Source organism: Leclercia sp. EC_58 (assembly GCF_019584355.1).
In the GTDB taxonomy this organism is placed as follows: Bacteria; Pseudomonadota; Gammaproteobacteria; order Enterobacterales; family Enterobacteriaceae; genus Enterobacter.
In genome coordinates this window covers 157,184-174,258 of record NZ_VDAM01000001.1, presented here as the reverse complement: position 1 = coordinate 174,258, position 17,075 = coordinate 157,184, and the positions used below count along the sequence as shown (strand labels likewise).

Here is a 17,075-nt window from a genome sequence, read left to right as displayed (position 1 = left end):
TCTCTATCGGAATTGTCTGTTTATCCTGGCGCAGCAGACGAAGCAGGTTATGCTGAAATAGAGTCAGGAGAATGTCTTAGCCTGTTAATAAACACGCTTGAAATAGCATTAATTGCTGAAGGAGAAGAAAATGAAAAAGACTATCGCAATCGCCTCTGCCTGTATGCTTACCTTTGCCCTGAGCGCCTGTTCTGGCAACAACTATGTTATGCACACTAACGATGGCCGCTCCATCGTCTCAGAGGGTAAGCCGCAGACTGATAATGATACCGGCATGATCTCGTATAAGGACGCCAACGGGAATAAACAGCAGATCAACCGCAGTGATGTGAAAGAGATGGTTGAACTGGACCACTAACGGAATTGCAGACAAAAAAAAAGCACCGCAATTGGGCGGTGCTACATTAATCACTATGGACAGACAGGGTAAATGTACAGGAAGTGAAAAGGTGGTAGTTTTCCTACCGTGGTCTGAATCGCAGACCAATTGCAAACACAACAACACAACATCACAACCGTAAGCCAAAAGCCCATCAGAACACGCATTCCAAAAAAAGCTTTTCGTTCCGGCTCAGGAAGTGCCGCCACTATAGGTATTTGCTGGTAGTTCCTCAACGGACAATTTATAATGGCTCAGATAAAAAAAACTAATAGGTTAAACGTTGTTTCCTGTTTGTTAAAAGCCGTTAACATCTAAGCCAGATAACCATGTCCAAGCGATTACCACCACTTAATGCATTACGTGTATTTGATGCTGCTGCGCGCCATCTGAGCTTCACGCGCGCGGCCGATGAGCTTTTTGTGACTCAGGCCGCAGTCAGTCATCAAATCAAGTCTCTTGAGGATTTTCTGGGCCTCAAGCTGTTCCGCCGCCGCAACCGTTCCCTGCTTCTGACGGAAGAGGGGCAGAGCTATTTTCAGGATATCAAAGAGATATTTTCCCAGCTCACCGAGGCCACCCGTAAGCTGCAGGCGCGCAGTGCCAAAGGGGCACTGACGGTCAGTTTATTGCCAAGTTTTGCTATTCAATGGCTGGTGCCGAGACTCTCAAGCTTTAACTCAGCTTATCCGGGAATCGACGTTCGAATCCAGGCGGTCGACCGTCAGGAAGAGAAGCTGGCAGACGATGTCGACGTAGCGATTTTTTATGGCCGGGGCAACTGGCCAGGGCTGCGTGTTGAAAAATTGTACGCGGAATATTTGCTGCCGGTCTGCTCGCCACTACTCTTAACGGGCGAAAAAGCGTTAAAAACGCCGGACAATCTGGCGCAACACACGCTTTTGCATGATGCTTCTCGCCGCGACTGGCAAACTTATACCCGCCAGCTCGGTCTTAACCATATCAATGTGCAGCAGGGACCCATCTTTAGCCACAGTGCGATGGTGTTACAGGCTGCCATCCACGGACAGGGCGTGGCGTTGGCTAACAACGTGATGGCGCAGTCCGAAATTGAGGCTGGCCGCCTGGTCTGCCCCTTTAATGATGTTTTGGTCAGTAAGAACGCATTTTATCTGGTTTGTCATGACAGTCAGGCAGAACTGGGTAAAATAGCCGCGTTTCGCCAGTGGATCCTGGCAAAGGCGGCCAACGAGCAAGAAAAATTCCGCTTTCGGTACGAGTAACACTTTCTTTTGCGTGCAGGGCGCGCATAACTTCAGGACAGAAACATGACCAGCCGTTTTATGCTGATTTTTGCCGCGGTGAGTGGCTTCATTTTTGTTGCGCTGGGCGCCTTTGGCGCACATGTATTACGCAAATCCCTGGGTGTGGTGGAGATGGGCTGGATCCATACCGGTCTGGAATATCAGGCGTTTCATACCCTGGCAATCTTCGGACTGGCCGTGGCGATGCAGCGTCGCATCAGTATCTGGTTTTACTGGAGCAGCGTATTTATGGCGCTGGGTACCGTGTTGTTCAGCGGTAGCCTCTATTGCCTTGCGCTGTCGCATTTACGCCTGTGGGCGTTTGTTACCCCGGTGGGCGGCGTCAGCTTCCTGGTCGGGTGGGTTTTAATGTTAATCGGTTCGTTCCGTCTGAAACGCAAGGGCGTTGTTCATGAATAAAGTTGTCTTATATTGTCGCCCGGGCTTTGAAAAAGAGTGTGCCGCGGAAATTACTGATAAAGCCGCGAAGCGTGAAGTCTTTGGTTTCGCTCGCGTGAAAGAGAATGCGGGCTACGTTGTTTTCGAATGCTATCAGCCAGAAGATGCCGATAAACTGGTTCGCGAACTGCCGTTCAGTTCGCTGATTTTCGCTCGTCAGATGTTTGTGGCCGGCGAGCTGCTGCAGGATCTGCCGCCAGAGGATCGTATTACCCCTATTGCCGGTATGCTGCAGGGTGTCGTGGAGAAGGGCGGTGAGCTGCGCGTTGAGGTGGCCGATACTAACGAAAGCAAAGAGCTGATGAAGTTCTGCCGCAAATTCACCGTGCCGCTGCGCGCCGCACTGCGTGACAGCGGCGTGCTCACCAACTACGAGACGCCAAAGCGTCCGGTGGTGCATGTCTTCTTTATCGCCCCGGGCTGTTGTTATGCCGGGTATTCCTATACCACCAACAATTCGCCGTTTTACATGGGGATCCCGCGTCTTAAGTTCCCGTCCGACGCGCCGAGCCGTTCCACCCTCAAGCTGGAAGAGGCGTTCCATATCTTTATTCCGGCCGACGAGTGGGATGAGCGTCTGGCAAACGGGATGTATGCGGTGGATCTGGGGGCCTGTCCGGGTGGCTGGACCTATCAGCTGGTGAAACGCAACATGTGGGTCTACTCCATTGATAACGGCCCGATTGCGCAAAGCCTGATGGACACAGGCCAGGTGACCTGGCTGCGCGAGGATGGTTTCCGCTACCGTCCGAACCGCAATAACATCTCGTGGCTGGTGTGCGATATGGTAGAAAAGCCGGCTAAGGTGGCCGCGCTGATGGCAACCTGGCTGGTCAACGGCTGGTGTCGCGAGGCGATTTTTAACCTCAAGCTGCCGATGAAAAAGCGCTACGAAGAGGTTTCCCAGAACCTGGCATACATCCAGACCCAGCTTGATGAACATGGCATCAATGCGGAGATCCAGGCGCGTCAGCTGTACCACGACCGCGAAGAGGTTACCGTGCATGTGCGCCGCTGGTGGGCTGCCGTGGGTGGTCGTCGCGACGAGCGGTAATCTGTACAACGCCCGGTGGTGCTACGCTTACCGGGCCTACAACAACCCTCGTCCCGTAGGCCCGGTAAGCGCAGCGCCACCGGGCATGACGTCACACTCGCTCTAACCTGAGCTGCTGCAAATTCCCGTCTAGCTGTAAATCCGTCTGCAATCTCGCCACGTCCCGACAGATAAAGGCCATCTCTTTGTGCGCCTCCAGCTTTTTGCGCCACTTCTCCGGCACCTCATCCAGACGGGCATAGATCCCTTCCAGATCCTGAAAGTCACTCAGCAGTTGGGCGGCGCTTTTCGGGCCAATGCCCGCTACGCCCGGCACCCTGGAGCTGCTGATCCCCGCCAGTCCCCAGTAATCCGGCAGCTGCTGGGGGGATACGCCAAACTCACTGGCGATAAAGGGCGCATCGAGCCAGCGTTTCTGGAAATAGTCACGAATGCGAATGGTGGGGGAGAGGAGCTGACAATAGCCTTTGTCCGTCGAGACAATGGTAGCCTGATGGCCTGCGCTGGCCACTTTTACCGCCAGGGTAGCCGCGAGATCGTCGGCTTCGTTGCCCTGGGCGCCCCAGCAGGGGACACCGCGCTGCTCAAAGGCGGCGCGGATGGCGGGCATTTCGGCGTGCAGATCGTCCGGCATCGGCGCGCGGCCGGCTTTGTAATCCGGCAGGCGCTGGTGACGCCAGCCGCTGTTGCGGGCTTCATCATCAAAAACGGCAACCGCATGGCTGGGCTGGCTGTGACGAATAAGCTGCTCCAGAGCATGCAGGCAGGTATCCTTGCAGGGAGTGCCCTGTACCGCATGAATGCGGCGGATAAGATTAAGCGCGTCGACAATAAGCAAATGAACAGCCACAGATAATCCCTCTTATATCCAGTGGATTAAGGGTAACACCGTCGGCGGCATGAAACTACGAGAGGCGGGAAGAACGGGAAGGAGCCTCGCAAAACAAGGCTCCTTTTCAGGCTTAGTCGCAGGTAACAATCTTCATCGCCAGACCACCGCGGGAGGTTTCACGGTATTTGGCGTTCATATCTTTCCCGGTTTCATACATTGTCTCGATCACTTTATCGAGGCAGACGCGCGGCTCGCTGGTGCGGCGCAGCGCCATACGTGCGGCGTTCACCGCCTTCACGGAGGCAATCGCGTTACGCTCGATACAGGGCACCTGCACCTGGCCGGCAACCGGATCGCAGGTCAGACCGAGGTTATGTTCCATGCCAATTTCTGCCGCAATGCACACCTGCGTCGGACTGCCGCCCAGCAGCTCAGCCAGACCCGCCGCCGCCATGGAGCAAGCCACGCCCACTTCGCCCTGACAGCCCACTTCGGCGCCAGAGATCGAGGCGTTCATCTTATACAGCGAGCCAATGGCGCTGGTCACCAGCAGATAGCGGGCCAGTGAGTTAGCGTTTACTTCGCGGATAAACTTGTCGTAATAAGCCAGCACTGCAGGAACGATACCGCAGGCACCGTTCGTTGGGGCCGTTACCACGCGGCCTCCCGCGGCGTTCTCTTCGTTCACCGCCAGCGCGAACATGTTGATCCAGTCCACCACCGCCATCGGATCGCTGGTGGTTTTATCGCTGCTCACCAGCATACGACGCAGGGCCGCAGCACGGCGCGGAACACGCAGTTTACCCGGCAGCACGCCCTCGGTGGTGATACCGCGCTCAATACCGCCGCGCATCACTTCCCAGACGTTAGCAAAGTGCTGTTCCAGTTCTTCTTTGCTGTGTAGCGCCAGCTCGTTTTGCATCATCAGTCCGGAGAGGGAGAGGCCACTCTCCTGGCAATGACGCTGAAGGTCGGCAGCCGTTTTATACGGATACGGCACCGCGACAGGTGCGCTCTCTGGCTGCCCAAAATGGTCTTCGTCGACGATAAAACCGCCGCCGATAGAGTAATAGGTTTGGCTGTAAATCGCCTTGTCGCCTGCCAGCGCGGTGATGCGCATACCATTTTCGTGCAGCGACAGGTTGTCGGCGTGGAAATTCATGCAGCGATCAACCGGAAATTCAACTTCATGCTCACCGTTGGCCAGCAGCAGTCGGCCATGGGTGTTAACGTCCTGGATAAAGCCCGGGATGGCGTCAATATCAACACTATCCGGCAGGTTCCCCGCCAGGCCCATAATGATGGCGATATCGGTATGGTGACCTTTGCCGGTCAGCGACAGGGAGCCATAGACATCTACAACCACGCGAGTGGTGTCGTGCAGTATTCCGCGCGCAATAAGATCGTCCGTGAACTGTTTACCTGCTTTCATTGGCCCGACGGTGTGCGAGCTGGAAGGACCAATACCAATTTTAAAAATATCGAAAACGCTAATCATGATGCGTCCGTTGCTTTACGTCAGAGGAGTAGATTGCGCCATCCGAAGATGGCGCGGGAGGCATTACGCGAACAGCGAGTAGAAGATAGCGGAGATAGCAATCAGACCCATAACCACAACGAAGACGTTGCTGATCTGGCCGCTGTATTTACGCATCGCTGGCACTTTCTGAATGGCGTACATCGGCATCAGGAACAGGATCATCGCGATGACCGGGCCACCCAGGGTTTCGATCATGCCGAGGATGCTTGGGTTCAGGGTCGCAACCGCCCAGGTGGTCAGCAGCATGAACAGGGCAGTGATTTTGTTCAGCTTGTTGATTTCAATGCTCTTACCTTTACCGCGCAGAGATTTAATCACCATACCGTTAAAACCTTCACGCGCGCCCAGGTAGTGGCCGAGGAAAGATTTAGTGATAGCGATAATCGCGATGATTGGCGCCATCCAGGCAATCACTGGGGCATTAAAGTGGTTCGCCAGGTAAGAGAGAATCGAGATGTTCTGCTCTTTCGCGGCCGCCAGATCCGCCGGGGAGAGGCTCAGTACGCAGCTGAAGACGAAGAACATAACGGTCAGCACCATCATCACGTGAGCGCGAGCCAGGATGCTGGAGCACTTCTTCTCGGCGCCCTGGCCGTACTCTTCACGCTTCGCCACGGCGAAGGAGGAGATGATCGGCGAGTGGTTAAAGGAGAAGACCATTACCGGAATTGCCAGCCACAGGGTCATCCACAGGCCATTACCGGTAGCAGACGCGCTGTTCAGGGAGAGGGTTTCCAGCGCTGCGCCGTTCCACTGAGGGATCAGGTAGCAGGCCAGCACCATCAGTGCGATAACGAACGGGAACACCAGTACGCTCATCGCTTTTACAATCATCTGCTCACCGAAGCGCACGATAGTCATCATACCGACAATCAGGATCAGCGACAGAATGGCGCGCGGTGGCGGCGTCATGCCCAGCTGGTGGGTCATAAAGCTGTCAACGGTGTTGGTGATAGCCACGCTATAAACCAGCAGGATTGGGTAGATCGCGAAGAAGTAGAGCAGGGTAATCAGCTTACCTGCGCCAATCCCGAAGTGCTCTTCAACCACTTCAGTGATGTCTTCGCCCGGGTTTTTACCGGAGAGCACAAAACGGGTCAGGCCGCGGTGTGCAAAGTAGGTCATCGGGAACGCAATGATTGCCATGATGATCAGCGGAATTAAGCCGCCAACACCCGCGTTAATAGGCAGGAAGAGAACACCAGCGCCGATTGCTGTGCCGTACAGGCCAAGCATCCACATGGTATCGGTTTTACGCCATCCGCTTCGGGTTTCAATCGAAGCAACGGTGCTGGTTTGAGTGGTTTCCATCTGTGTCTCCAGGAGTAGCTAATGTCAGGTTTCTGGTCAAATTCGATGCAAAAAGGACAAATCGTAATATGAAATTCGCTCAGTGACGGTTTTTATATAATTTTTCTCCGTAACTATCGGCGGGCGGAAAGATACATTTTCATAATGGATCTATCAGTGATCCCGATCTCAAATGCAATAATCTACTTTTGAGGTGGATATCTTTAGACCATTTATCTGCTAAGAAAACATCACAGCGAATTTCTGGGCGCGAAGGCTATCATTAACGATATGTAGCGTGATAGAGAGCCCAGCAATATAGGTGTCATACGCTGTATAAGTGGCGTTTTAGAGGATTTTTTCGTGATTTAAAGCATTTGTACCTAATAAATCACGCTTAGAAAATCTACGTAATCGTTTGCGTGCCATAACGTAAACGCAAAAAGATAAGTTATGGTGATGTCTGACGCCACGCCATGTAACTGAAGGCAATAAAAAAGCCGGGCGGCTGAAGGCCATTCCCGGCGGGAGAGAGTGAGAAGGTGCCCGACACGCAGCCGGGCAGGGGCGTTATGCGCAAATCTCGTAGCAGGGGATATAGGCGCTGCCCGGAAGTTTCATACGGTGCTGGGCGACAAAGCCCTGCAGCAGATCGTCCATGCGGCGCATCATTTCGCGGTCGCCATGGATTTTATAGGGACCAAACTCCTCAATGGCCTGGATACCCACCTCTTTCACGTTACCGGCCACGATGCCCGAGAAGGCGCGACGCAGGTCGGCGGCCAGTGTTTCAACCGGCTGATCGGGGTAGAGCTTCAGGTTAGCCATATTTTCATGTGACGGCTCAAACGGGATCTGTAGATCCGGCGAAATACGGATCGACCAGTTAAAGCTGTAGGCATCTCCGGTATCACGGCGGTTCTCTTTCACCAGCGGCATGGCCTTTTTCATCAGGCGTGCCACTTCTGCGGCATCGTCAATAATAATGCGATAGTGACGACGCGCCGTTTCGCCCAGCGTATGCACAATGAATTCATCCAGTACGCGGAAGTAGTCGGCGCTCTCTTTCGGGCCGGTAAGGATCAGCGGCAGCACCTGATCCTGGTTAGCCGGATGCATCAGAATGCCCAGCAGATAGAGCAACTCTTCTGCCGTACCTACGCCGCCCGGGAAGATGATAATCCCGTGGGCGATGCGGACAAACGCCTCCAGACGTTTCTCAATGTCCGGCATGATGATCAGTTCGTTAACCAGCGGATTCGGTGGTTCAGCGGCGATGATCGATGGCTCGGTCATACCGATGAAGCGCCCCTCTTTGTAGCGCTGCTGCGCATGACCCACTGCCGCACCTTTCATCGGCGCTTCCATCGCACCCGGGCCACAGCCTGTGCAGATGTTCAGCTCGCGCAGACCCAACTGGGTACCCACACGACGGGCATAGAGATATTCGGTTTCGTTAATGGAGTGACCACCCCAGCACACCACCATACTTGGGGCTTCGCCCACGTGCAGGGCACGGGCGTTACGCAGGATAGAGAAGACCAGGTTGGTGATATGAACGGAGCTTTCCAGGTTCAGATGCTGGAAACGACCGGCGTTACTGATCTGGCCGTTCACGAACAGGATGTCGCGCAGCACCGCAAACAGGTTGGCCTGCAGCGCACGAATGATGCGCCCGTCAACAAAGGCCTCTTCTGGCGGGTTAATCAGTTCCAGCTTTACGCCACGTTCGCGGCGCAGGACGTTGATATCAAAGCTTTCAAAGCGGGACAGCAGCTCTTTGCTGTTGTCGGTGAGGCTACCGGAGTTCAGAACGGCAAGTGAACAGTTGCGAAACAATTGATAAAGATCGCTGCTGGCCGTGCTCTTGAGCATGTCCACTTCCAGCTGCGACAACATATCCATTGAGCCAAGCGGGCTAATATGTGTAATCAAGTGAGCTCCTTACGGGACGTTTATCGTCTTTCCCCGTTGATTACAATAGCCCTGGCTTATGACCTTTCACAACCTAAAGCGCGGAACATACCGCGCAGATTGCGAATTTATTTATTTTACTGACGCACTAACCGACCAATGGCGGGAACAAAATCGGTATTGCTGCGCCACGGGTTGATATCCAGTCCGCCGCGTCGGGTATAGCGGGCATAGACGCTGAGCGACTCCGGCTGGCAGAAACGAAGAATGTCGTTGAAGATGCGCTCCACGCACTGTTCGTGGAACTCGTTATGGTTACGGAAGGAGACCAGGTAGCGCAGCAGCTTCTCACGATCGATTTTTGCCCCGCGATACTGGATCTGCACCGAACCCCAGTCAGGCTGATGGGTAATCAGGCAGTTGGATTTGAGCAGGTGACTGACCAGCGTCTCTTCCACCACTTTGCCGCTGGCACTCTTTTCCAGCCACGCGGTGTCAAACTGATAGTTGTCGATCTCAATGTCTTGATCGTCGATGCAGGTGCCGTGGAAGTGGGCGATAGGCTGGCCTTCAAGCTCATCAATCCGGTAGAGCGCCACCGTGACCTTGCCCTGGGCACAGGCGCTTAAATCCCTCTCCAGAGTGCGCTGTACCGCTTCCCAGCTCTCAAAGCGGGTCTGGTTAAAGCTGTTGAGGTAGAGCTTAAAGCTTTTGGACTCCACCAGATTGACGCTGGTGTAATCCAGCTCAACGTGACCCACGGCCACCTGCGGCAAACCGCGGGCGTTAAGCCAGGAGAGCTCATAGAGCGTCCAGATATCGCCGCCGTGGAAGGGCAGGGCATCGGCCTTCAGGCCCAGCGGATCGCGGTTAAGGCTGCGCGGCACGCCCTGTAGCAGGCTGGCATCGTAGATGTCGCGATAGGCTGTGCTTTTGCCCAGCGTCAGGCCCGATAAGGCATCATGATTTTCGTAAGACATGTTTCATTGTCACTTTAAAGGTAAACTATGGGCTGAGTGTATCCTGGCTTATATGAAGAGAGAAACCGGTGGATAAAGAGACTGCTGCTGCGTTAACCGCATTTACTACGCGTTACTGTGACGCCTGGCATGAACAGAAAGCGTCATGGCCGCAAAGCGAAGAGCTGTACGGCGTACCTTCACCCTGCATTATTACCTCTTCCGGGGATACCGTGACCTGGCAGCCGCAGCCCTTTACCGCTGAGCAGAGTGTAAATGCCATTGAACGTGCCATGGACATTGTGGTACAACCTCCGGTTCACGCGTTCTATACCACACAGTTCGCCGGGGATATGTGCGCTCGCTTTGATAATGAAGCGATGACGCTGCTGCAAACCTGGAGCGAAGAAGACCTGCTGCGCGTGCAGGAGAACCTGATAGGGCACCTCGTTACCCAGAAGCGCCTGAAGCTATCGCCAACGTTGTTTATCGCCACGCTCGACAGTGAGATGGACATTATCTCTGTCTGCAACCTCACGGGCAACGTGGTAAAAGAGACGCTGGGTACGCAGAAACGTCAGATCCTCTCCGCTTCCCTTGCGGATTTTCTTAATCACCTTCATCCCGTCGTGTAATCCTGCATACTACTGCGCGTGTGAGAGATCTCTTACAGAGTTTGTGAGAGATCGCCCTTATTACTTGAATGTTTAAAACATCAGGTCATTTAAAAAACACTTTATTATCATCTTGTTGCGCTTTCATAACGCTTGGTACAGATACGTAAACTCTTTAATGTGGCTTACGCAGTGCCTTGTAAGACGAAGCGGAATCATGGATTCTATCTCCGTCGACAGGAAGCCGACACAAGAAACGAACATCAGGATGATGACGTTTCTTAACAAGGACACGTCAGGAAGACGCTACAAGGAAGGCTTCAGGATGAAGCAAGAGGATCATGCAGGACGCGTTGAAGGACACCTCCAGGAAGGAGAATGAGAGCCGGTACAGATGTCCGGTGGGTCAGGAAGACCAGGACGCTTCAGGAAGAAGCAGTCACATCAGGACGATGTGCGCAGGATGCAGCGGTCAAGGGAAGACCAGACCTTAGGGTCAGAGGAAAAGTTGTCACGGATGAGCAGGGAGCACTAAAAGTAGCTGGATTGCTGCGAAACGAACCGGGAGCACTGTTTTTACAGTGCTCCCTTTTTTTTATTTCTGCGTGGTCTTTGCTATGCTGCGCGCCGTTCACATTTTCAGTTGAGGTTTTCATGACCCATCACGACAACGTGCGCGCGCAACTGCACGCCATTGAAGCTTTACTGCGCGATCATCAGCTGTGGCAGGAGACGGCGCCGCAGCCAGACGTGTTTGAGAGTACGCAACCTTTTTGTATGGATACCCTGGAGCCGTTTGAGTGGCTGCAATGGGTCCTCATTCCCCGCATGCATGCCCTGCTCGATAGTGGCCATCCGCTACCCCAGAGCTTTGCCGTAGCGCCCTATTATGAAATGGCGCTGGACGCTGCCCATCCGTCACGCGACGCGGTGCTGGCCGCGCTGCTGGCGCTGGATACGCTCTTCGGCGACGAAGCATGATCGAGATCCTCTATCAGGATGAGTGGCTGGTTGCCGTTAATAAGCCCTCCGGCTGGCTGGTGCACCGTAGCTGGCTGGACCGGGATGAAAAAGTGGTAGTGATGCAGACGGTGCGCGATCAGATCGGTCAGCATGTCTTCACTGCCCACCGTCTGGACAGACCCACTTCCGGCGTTCTGCTGATGGGACTCTCCAGCGAGGCCGGTCGACGTCTGGCGCAGCAGTTTGAGCAGCATCAGATCCAGAAACGCTACCATGCGATTGTCCGGGGCTGGCTGACAGAGTGCGCCACGCTCGATTATCCCCTGACGGAAGAGCTGGATAAAATTGCCGATAAGTATGCCCGCGACGACAAAGGCCCGCAGCCCGCGGTAACCGACTATCGCGGCATGGCGACCACTGAAATGCCGGTTGCCACCAGTAAGTTTCCCACCACGCGCTATAGTCTGATTGAACTGGAGCCGAAAACCGGGCGTAAGCACCAGCTGCGACGTCACCTTGCGCATCTCCGCCATCCGATCATCGGCGACAGCAAGCATGGCGACTTGCGGCAAAACCGCAGCGCCGCAGAGCATTTCGGCTGTCATCGTCTGATGTTACACGCCAGCCAGCTGCAACTTATCCATCCGTTTACCGGCGAGCCGCTGACGATCCGGGCCGGGCTGGACGAGGTGTGGATGCAGGCGTTGTCACAGTTTGGATGGCGCGGACAACTCCCCGAAAATGAAAGGGTTGAGTTTGACGTAACCAACGTTCAGGATGATCGGAACGAGCGTTCAATCAGGGAGTAAAACATGGCGGTAATCGGAATTTTTGTCGGCACGATGTACGGTAACTCGCTGCTGGTGGCAGAAGAGGCCGAAGCGATTCTGGCGGGTATGGGCCATAAAGCCACGGTCTATGAAGATCCCGATCTGGCCGACTGGGAAAAATACCTGGGCCAGTATGCGCTGGTGGTCACCTCGACAACCGGGCAGGGCGATCTCCCGGACAGCATTGTTCCGTTGTACCAGGGAATTAAAGATAAGCTGGGTTATCAGCCGGAAATGCGTTACGGCATTATTGCGCTCGGTGACAGCACTTACGCGAATTTCTGCGGTGGCGGCAAGCTGTTCGACGCTCTGTTACAGGAGCAAAGCGCGCAGCGCGTGGGTGAGATGCTGATGATTGACGCCTCTGAACACCCTGAGCCGGAAGGCGAATCCAATCCCTGGGTTGAACAGTGGGGCACATTGCTAAAATAAGTTCCTGCCCTCCCTGAGCGGAGGGCCAGAACCCTTTGCCAGTTAACAAAGCGACCATGCAGCCAGTATAAGTTAACTGAATCGAGTAAGCTTTGGGCAATCGCCCGTAAATCCTCACCTGAAGCACGGTTATTAGCAGGCATTTTCACTGCGTCAAGCGACCTGTTTCACAATCCCGTTATTCCCTGACTTTGGCCTCCCCCTTACGGGCAGGCAGTTTTCATTTCCGTGAAGTCTCTTCCATTGTCCTGGGCTTTTGCCACAAACAACCGCACAGAGCCTTGCCAATGTTGTGTTGTTGCACGGTGAGAGGGGCCTGGTTCCTTTCTTATACTTTTTCCGCCAGTTAATAAAAATGCAGTCAGTAAGGCGAAACGACCTACATGTTCGAACTGCAAAAACACATACACGTCATTCTGATTACCCTACGGTTGAGCTGTTCAGAATGAACGTAGCGAAAACGCTATGATTCAGGAGTGCAAGAATGAGTTCATTAAGCCAAGCGGCGAGCAGCGCTGAAAAGCGTACTAACGCCCGCTACTGGATAGTGGTGATGCTGTTTATCGTCACATCCTTCAACTATGGCGACCGCGCCACCCTGTCGATTGCTGGTTCAGAAATGGCAAAAGATATCGGGCTGGATCCGGTCGGTATGGGGTATGTTTTCTCCGCATTTTCATGGGCCTATGTTATCGGCCAAATTCCAGGCGGTTGGCTGCTCGATCGCTTCGGTTCAAAACGCGTCTATTTCTGGTCCATTTTCATCTGGTCCATGTTTACCCTGCTGCAGGGCTTTGTAGATATCTTTAACGGCTTTGGCATCATTGTCGCGCTCTTTACCCTGCGCTTCCTCGTCGGGCTGGCAGAAGCCCCATCCTTCCCGGGCAACAGCCGAATCGTGGCTGCCTGGTTCCCGGCGCAGGAGAGGGGAACGGCGGTCTCCATTTTCAACTCCGCACAATACTTTGCCACCGTCATCTTCGCACCTATCATGGGCTGGTTGACGCACGAGGTGGGCTGGTCGCACGTGTTCTTCTTTATGGGCGGTCTGGGTATTGTGATCAGCTTTATCTGGTTGAAAGTGATCCACGAACCGAACCAGCATCCCGGCGTAAACCAGAAAGAGCTGGACTACATCGCCGCAGGCGGCGCGCTGATCAACATGGATCAGGCGAGCAGCAAAGCGAAAGTCCCGTTCAGCCAGAAACTGGGCCAAATCAAACAGCTGGTGGGTTCCCGCATGATGCTCGGGATCTATCTCGGCCAGTACTGCATCAACGCTTTAACCTACTTCTTTATCACCTGGTTCCCGGTCTATCTGGTGCAGGCGCGCGGCATGTCAATTCTGAAAGCCGGGTTTGTCGCCTCCGTTCCGGCAATCTGCGGCTTTGTCGGCGGCGTACTGGGCGGGGTAATTTCCGACTGGCTGATGCGTCGTACTGGCTCTTTGAATATCGCCCGTAAAACGCCAATCGTGCTGGGTATGCTGCTCTCCATGACGATGGTGATGTGTAACTACGTGAACGCCGAGTGGATGATTATCGGCTTTATGGCGATGGCCTTCTTCGGTAAAGGTATCGGTGCGCTGGGCTGGGCGGTGATGGCAGATACCGCGCCGAAAGAGATCAGCGGCCTGAGCGGCGGTCTGTTCAATATGTTCGGCAACATCTCCGGCATCGTGACTCCGATTGCTATTGGCTACATCGTCGGTACCACCGGCTCGTTTAACGGGGCGCTGATCTACGTCGGTATCCATGCCCTGGTGGCGGTGCTGAGCTACCTGGTGCTGGTGGGTGATATCAAACGTATTGAGCTGAAACCTGTTACGGAGCGTTAATGATGAGTATGCAATCCAGCCCTGTCGTCACTGAAATGAAGGTTATCCCGGTTGCCGGCCAGGACAGTATGCTGCTGAACATCGGTGGCGCGCATAACGCCTGGTTTACCCGCAATATCGTGGTACTGACCGATAACGCCGGGAATACCGGCGTAGGTGAAGCGCCAGGCGGCGAGGTGATCTACCAGACCCTGGTGGATGCCATTCCGCAGGTGGTGGGTCAGGAGGTGGCGCGCCTCAACAAAGTGGTGCAGCGCGTGCACAAAGGCAACCAGTCTGCCGATTTCGATACCTTCGGCAAAGGCGCATGGACCTTTGAACTGCGGGTGAATGCGGTGGCGGCGCTGGAAGCGGCGCTGCTGGACCTGCTCGGCAAAGCGCTGAACGTGCCGGTGTGCGAACTGCTCGGCCCTGGAAAACAGCGCGATGCGGTCACCGTGCTGGGCTATCTCTTCTACCTGGGCGATCGCACCAAAACCGATCTCCCTTACCTGGAACGTTCGCCGGGCAGCCACGACTGGTATCACCTGCGCCATCAGGAGGCGCTCTCCAGTGAGGCGGTGGTGCGTCTGGCGGAAGCCGCGCAGGATCGCTACGGCTTTAAGGATTTCAAACTGAAAGGCGGCGTTCTGCCGGGCGAGCAAGAAATTGAGAGCGCCCGTGCCCTGAAAAAACGCTTCCCGGATGCCCGCATTACTGTGGATCCCAACGGCGCCTGGCTGCTGGATGAGGCCATCTCCTTGTGCAAAGGGCTGGGCGATGTCCTGACCTACGCCGAAGATCCGTGCGGCGCCGAGCAGGGCTTCTCTGGCCGTGAGGTGATGGCGGAGTTCCGCCGCGCCACGGGCCTGCCGGTGGCGACCAACATGATCGCCACCAACTGGCGCGAGATGGGGCACGCCGTCATGCTCAACGCGGTCGATATTCCGCTGGCGGACCCGCACTTCTGGACCCTTTCCGGCGCGGTACGGGTGGCGCAGCTGTGCGATGACTGGGGCCTGACCTGGGGTTGCCACTCCAACAACCACTTTGATATTTCGCTGGCGATGTTTACCCATGTTGGCGCTGCCGCACCGGGCACACCGACCGCTATCGACACCCACTGGATCTGGCAGGAAGGCGAAGCGCGCCTGACCAAAAATCCACTCGAAATTAAACACGGCAAGATTGCCGTACCTGATGCACCGGGGCTTGGCGTGGAACTTGACTGGGATCAGATCCACAAAGCGCATGAGGCGTATAAGAAACTGCCAGGCGGCGCGCGTAATGACGCAGGCCCAATGCAGTACCTTATCCCCGGCTGGACCTTTGACCGTAAACGCCCGGCGTTCGGTCGCCACTGATTAAAGGATGGAATTATGAGCACGTTTACTACTCCTGTTGTGACCTCCATGCAGGTTATCCCGGTTGCTGGCCATGACAGCATGCTGATGAACCTGAGCGGCGCCCATGCCCCGTTCTTCACCCGTAATATTGTGATCATCAAAGATAACTCCGGTCACACCGGGGTAGGTGAAATCCCGGGTGGCGAGAAGATCCGTAAAACACTGGAAGAGGCGATCCCGCTGGTGGTGGGGCAAACCCTCGGCGCCTATAAAAACGTTCTTAACGCCGTACGTAACGAATTTGCCGACCGTGACGCGGGTGGCCGCGGTTTGCAGACCTTCGACCTGCGCACCACTATTCACGTGGTGACCGGTATTGAAGCGGCGATGCTCGATCTGCTGGGTCAGCATCTGGGCGTTAACGTCGCCTCCCTGCTGGGTGATGGGCAGCAGCGCACAGAAGTTGAGATGCTGGGCTACCTGTTCTTCGTCGGCAACCGCAAGCTGACCCCGCTGCCGTACCAGAGCCAGCCGGATGAGCAGTGCGACTGGTATCGCCTGCGCCATGAAGAGGCGATGACCCCTGATGCGGTGGTCCGTCTGGCGGAAGCGGCCTACGAGAAGTACGGCTTTAACGATTTCAAACTGAAGGGCGGCGTGCTGGCGGGTGAAGAAGAAGCCGAATCGATCATTGCGCTGGCGAAACGCTTCCCACAGGCGCGCGTCACCCTCGATCCAAACGGGGCCTGGTCGCTGGATGAGGCGATCCGCATCGGTAAACGTCTGAAGGGTGTGCTGGCCTATGCGGAAGATCCGTGCGGTGCCGAGCAGGGCTTCTCCGGACGTGAAGTGATGGCCGAGTTCCGCCGTGCCACCGGTCTGCCAACCGCCACCAATATGATCGCCACCGACTGGCGTCAGATGGGTCATACCCTGTCGTTGCAGTCGGTGGATATCCCGCTGGCGGATCCGCACTTCTGGACCATGCAGGGCTCGGTGCGCGTGGCGCAGATGTGTCACGAGTTCGGCCTGACCTGGGGCTCGCACTCCAATAACCACTTTGATATCTCGCTGGCGATGTTCACCCACGTGGCCGCGGCCGCGCCGGGCAACATCACCGCCATCGACACCCACTGGATCTGGCAGGAGGGCAACCAGCGCCTGACCAAACAGCCGTACGAAATCAAGGGCGGTATGGTGCAGGTGCCAACCACGCCGGGTCTGGGCGTGGAGCTGGATATGGATCAGGTGATGAAGGCGCACGAGCTCTATCTGCAGCACGGTCTGGGCGCACGCGACGACGCGATGGCGATGCAGTACCTGATTCCGGAGTGGACCTTCAACAACAAACGCCCTTGCATGGTGCGTTAAGTCCGGTGCCG

Annotated in this window: 16 protein-coding genes; 11 read left to right on the top strand and 5 right to left on the bottom strand. The window is 55.3% G+C overall.

What is annotated here, in order from left to right; genetic code table 11:
- Positions 1–130: 130 nt before the first annotated feature.
- From FHC51_RS00850 to rlmM, 4 genes are all read left to right on the top strand, one after another.
- Positions 131–358 (top strand): YgdI/YgdR family lipoprotein, encoded by a 228-nt coding sequence (locus FHC51_RS00850; protein WP_032613722.1) that lies wholly within the window; start codon positions 131–133, stop codon positions 356–358.
- 350 nt (positions 359–708) lie between these two features.
- A complete protein-coding gene (gene gcvA / locus FHC51_RS00845) occupies positions 709–1,623 on the top strand; it encodes a glycine cleavage system transcriptional regulator GcvA (protein ID WP_103180950.1) in 915 nt (304 codons plus the stop codon).
- Positions 1,624–1,668: 45 nt separating this feature from the next.
- Positions 1,669–2,064 carry a DUF423 domain-containing protein gene (locus tag FHC51_RS00840; RefSeq protein WP_039029918.1) on the top strand — a complete coding sequence of 132 codons (396 nt, stop codon included), beginning with the start codon at positions 1,669–1,671 and terminating at the stop codon, positions 2,062–2,064.
- Positions 2,057–3,157: a 23S rRNA (cytidine(2498)-2'-O)-methyltransferase RlmM gene (rlmM, locus tag FHC51_RS00835; RefSeq protein WP_114385840.1), complete on the top strand. Its 1,101-nt coding sequence runs from the start codon at positions 2,057–2,059 to the stop codon at positions 3,155–3,157. Before FHC51_RS00840 ends, rlmM begins: the two co-directional genes overlap by 8 nt.
- A gap of 91 nt (positions 3,158–3,248) precedes the next feature.
- Here the strand turns inward: rlmM and xni are convergent, their stop codons facing one another.
- From xni to queF, 5 genes are all read right to left on the bottom strand, one after another.
- Positions 3,249–4,007 carry a flap endonuclease Xni gene (gene xni / locus FHC51_RS00830; RefSeq protein WP_220434710.1) on the bottom strand — a complete coding sequence of 253 codons (759 nt, stop codon included), beginning with the start codon at positions 4,005–4,007 and terminating at the stop codon, positions 3,249–3,251.
- A 112-nt stretch (positions 4,008–4,119) separates the two neighbouring features.
- On the bottom strand, positions 4,120–5,487 hold the full coding sequence (locus FHC51_RS00825; RefSeq protein ID WP_220434709.1) for an L-serine ammonia-lyase: 1,368 nt from the start codon (positions 5,485–5,487) through the stop codon (positions 4,120–4,122).
- Between the two features lie 63 nt (positions 5,488–5,550).
- Positions 5,551–6,840: an HAAAP family serine/threonine permease gene (locus tag FHC51_RS00820; protein ID WP_220434708.1), complete on the bottom strand. Its 1,290-nt coding sequence runs from the start codon at positions 6,838–6,840 to the stop codon at positions 5,551–5,553.
- 549 nt (positions 6,841–7,389) lie between these two features.
- Positions 7,390–8,754 carry a nucleotide 5'-monophosphate nucleosidase PpnN gene (ppnN, locus tag FHC51_RS00815; RefSeq protein ID WP_103822722.1) on the bottom strand — a complete coding sequence of 455 codons (1,365 nt, stop codon included), beginning with the start codon at positions 8,752–8,754 and terminating at the stop codon, positions 7,390–7,392.
- Between the two features lie 116 nt (positions 8,755–8,870).
- Positions 8,871–9,713, bottom strand: coding sequence for an NADPH-dependent 7-cyano-7-deazaguanine reductase QueF (gene queF / locus FHC51_RS00810; RefSeq protein ID WP_114385843.1), 843 nt, complete (start codon positions 9,711–9,713; stop codon positions 8,871–8,873).
- Between the two features lie 68 nt (positions 9,714–9,781).
- Here queF and syd point away from each other — a divergent pair, with 68 nt between their 5' ends.
- The 7 genes from syd (at position 9,782) to gudD (ending at position 17,064) form a co-directional block, all read left to right on the top strand.
- Positions 9,782–10,327, top strand: coding sequence for a SecY-interacting protein (gene syd, locus FHC51_RS00805; protein ID WP_220434707.1), 546 nt, complete (start codon positions 9,782–9,784; stop codon positions 10,325–10,327).
- Between the two features lie 633 nt (positions 10,328–10,960).
- Positions 10,961–11,287, top strand: a complete 327-nt coding sequence (locus FHC51_RS00800; RefSeq protein WP_220434706.1) for a YqcC family protein — start codon at positions 10,961–10,963, stop codon at positions 11,285–11,287.
- A complete protein-coding gene (gene truC / locus FHC51_RS00795; protein ID WP_114316896.1) occupies positions 11,284–12,078 on the top strand; it encodes a tRNA pseudouridine(65) synthase TruC in 795 nt (264 codons plus the stop codon). The genes FHC51_RS00800 and truC overlap by 4 nt, the downstream gene beginning before the upstream one ends.
- Before the next feature lie 3 nt (positions 12,079–12,081).
- Positions 12,082–12,531 (top strand): flavodoxin, encoded by a 450-nt coding sequence (locus FHC51_RS00790; protein ID WP_220434705.1) that lies wholly within the window; start codon positions 12,082–12,084, stop codon positions 12,529–12,531.
- 484 nt (positions 12,532–13,015) lie between these two features.
- Positions 13,016–14,368: a galactarate/glucarate/glycerate transporter GudP gene (gene gudP, locus FHC51_RS00785; protein WP_103822716.1), complete on the top strand. Its 1,353-nt coding sequence runs from the start codon at positions 13,016–13,018 to the stop codon at positions 14,366–14,368.
- A 2-nt stretch (positions 14,369–14,370) separates the two neighbouring features.
- Positions 14,371–15,711 (top strand): enolase C-terminal domain-like protein, encoded by a 1,341-nt coding sequence (locus tag FHC51_RS00780; protein ID WP_103822956.1) that lies wholly within the window; start codon positions 14,371–14,373, stop codon positions 15,709–15,711.
- A gap of 12 nt (positions 15,712–15,723) precedes the next feature.
- The gene (gudD, locus tag FHC51_RS00775) at positions 15,724–17,064 is read left to right on the top strand and encodes a glucarate dehydratase (RefSeq protein ID WP_168194507.1); all 1,341 of its coding nucleotides are present in this window, start codon (positions 15,724–15,726) and stop codon (positions 17,062–17,064) included.
- Positions 17,065–17,075 lie beyond the last annotated feature (11 nt).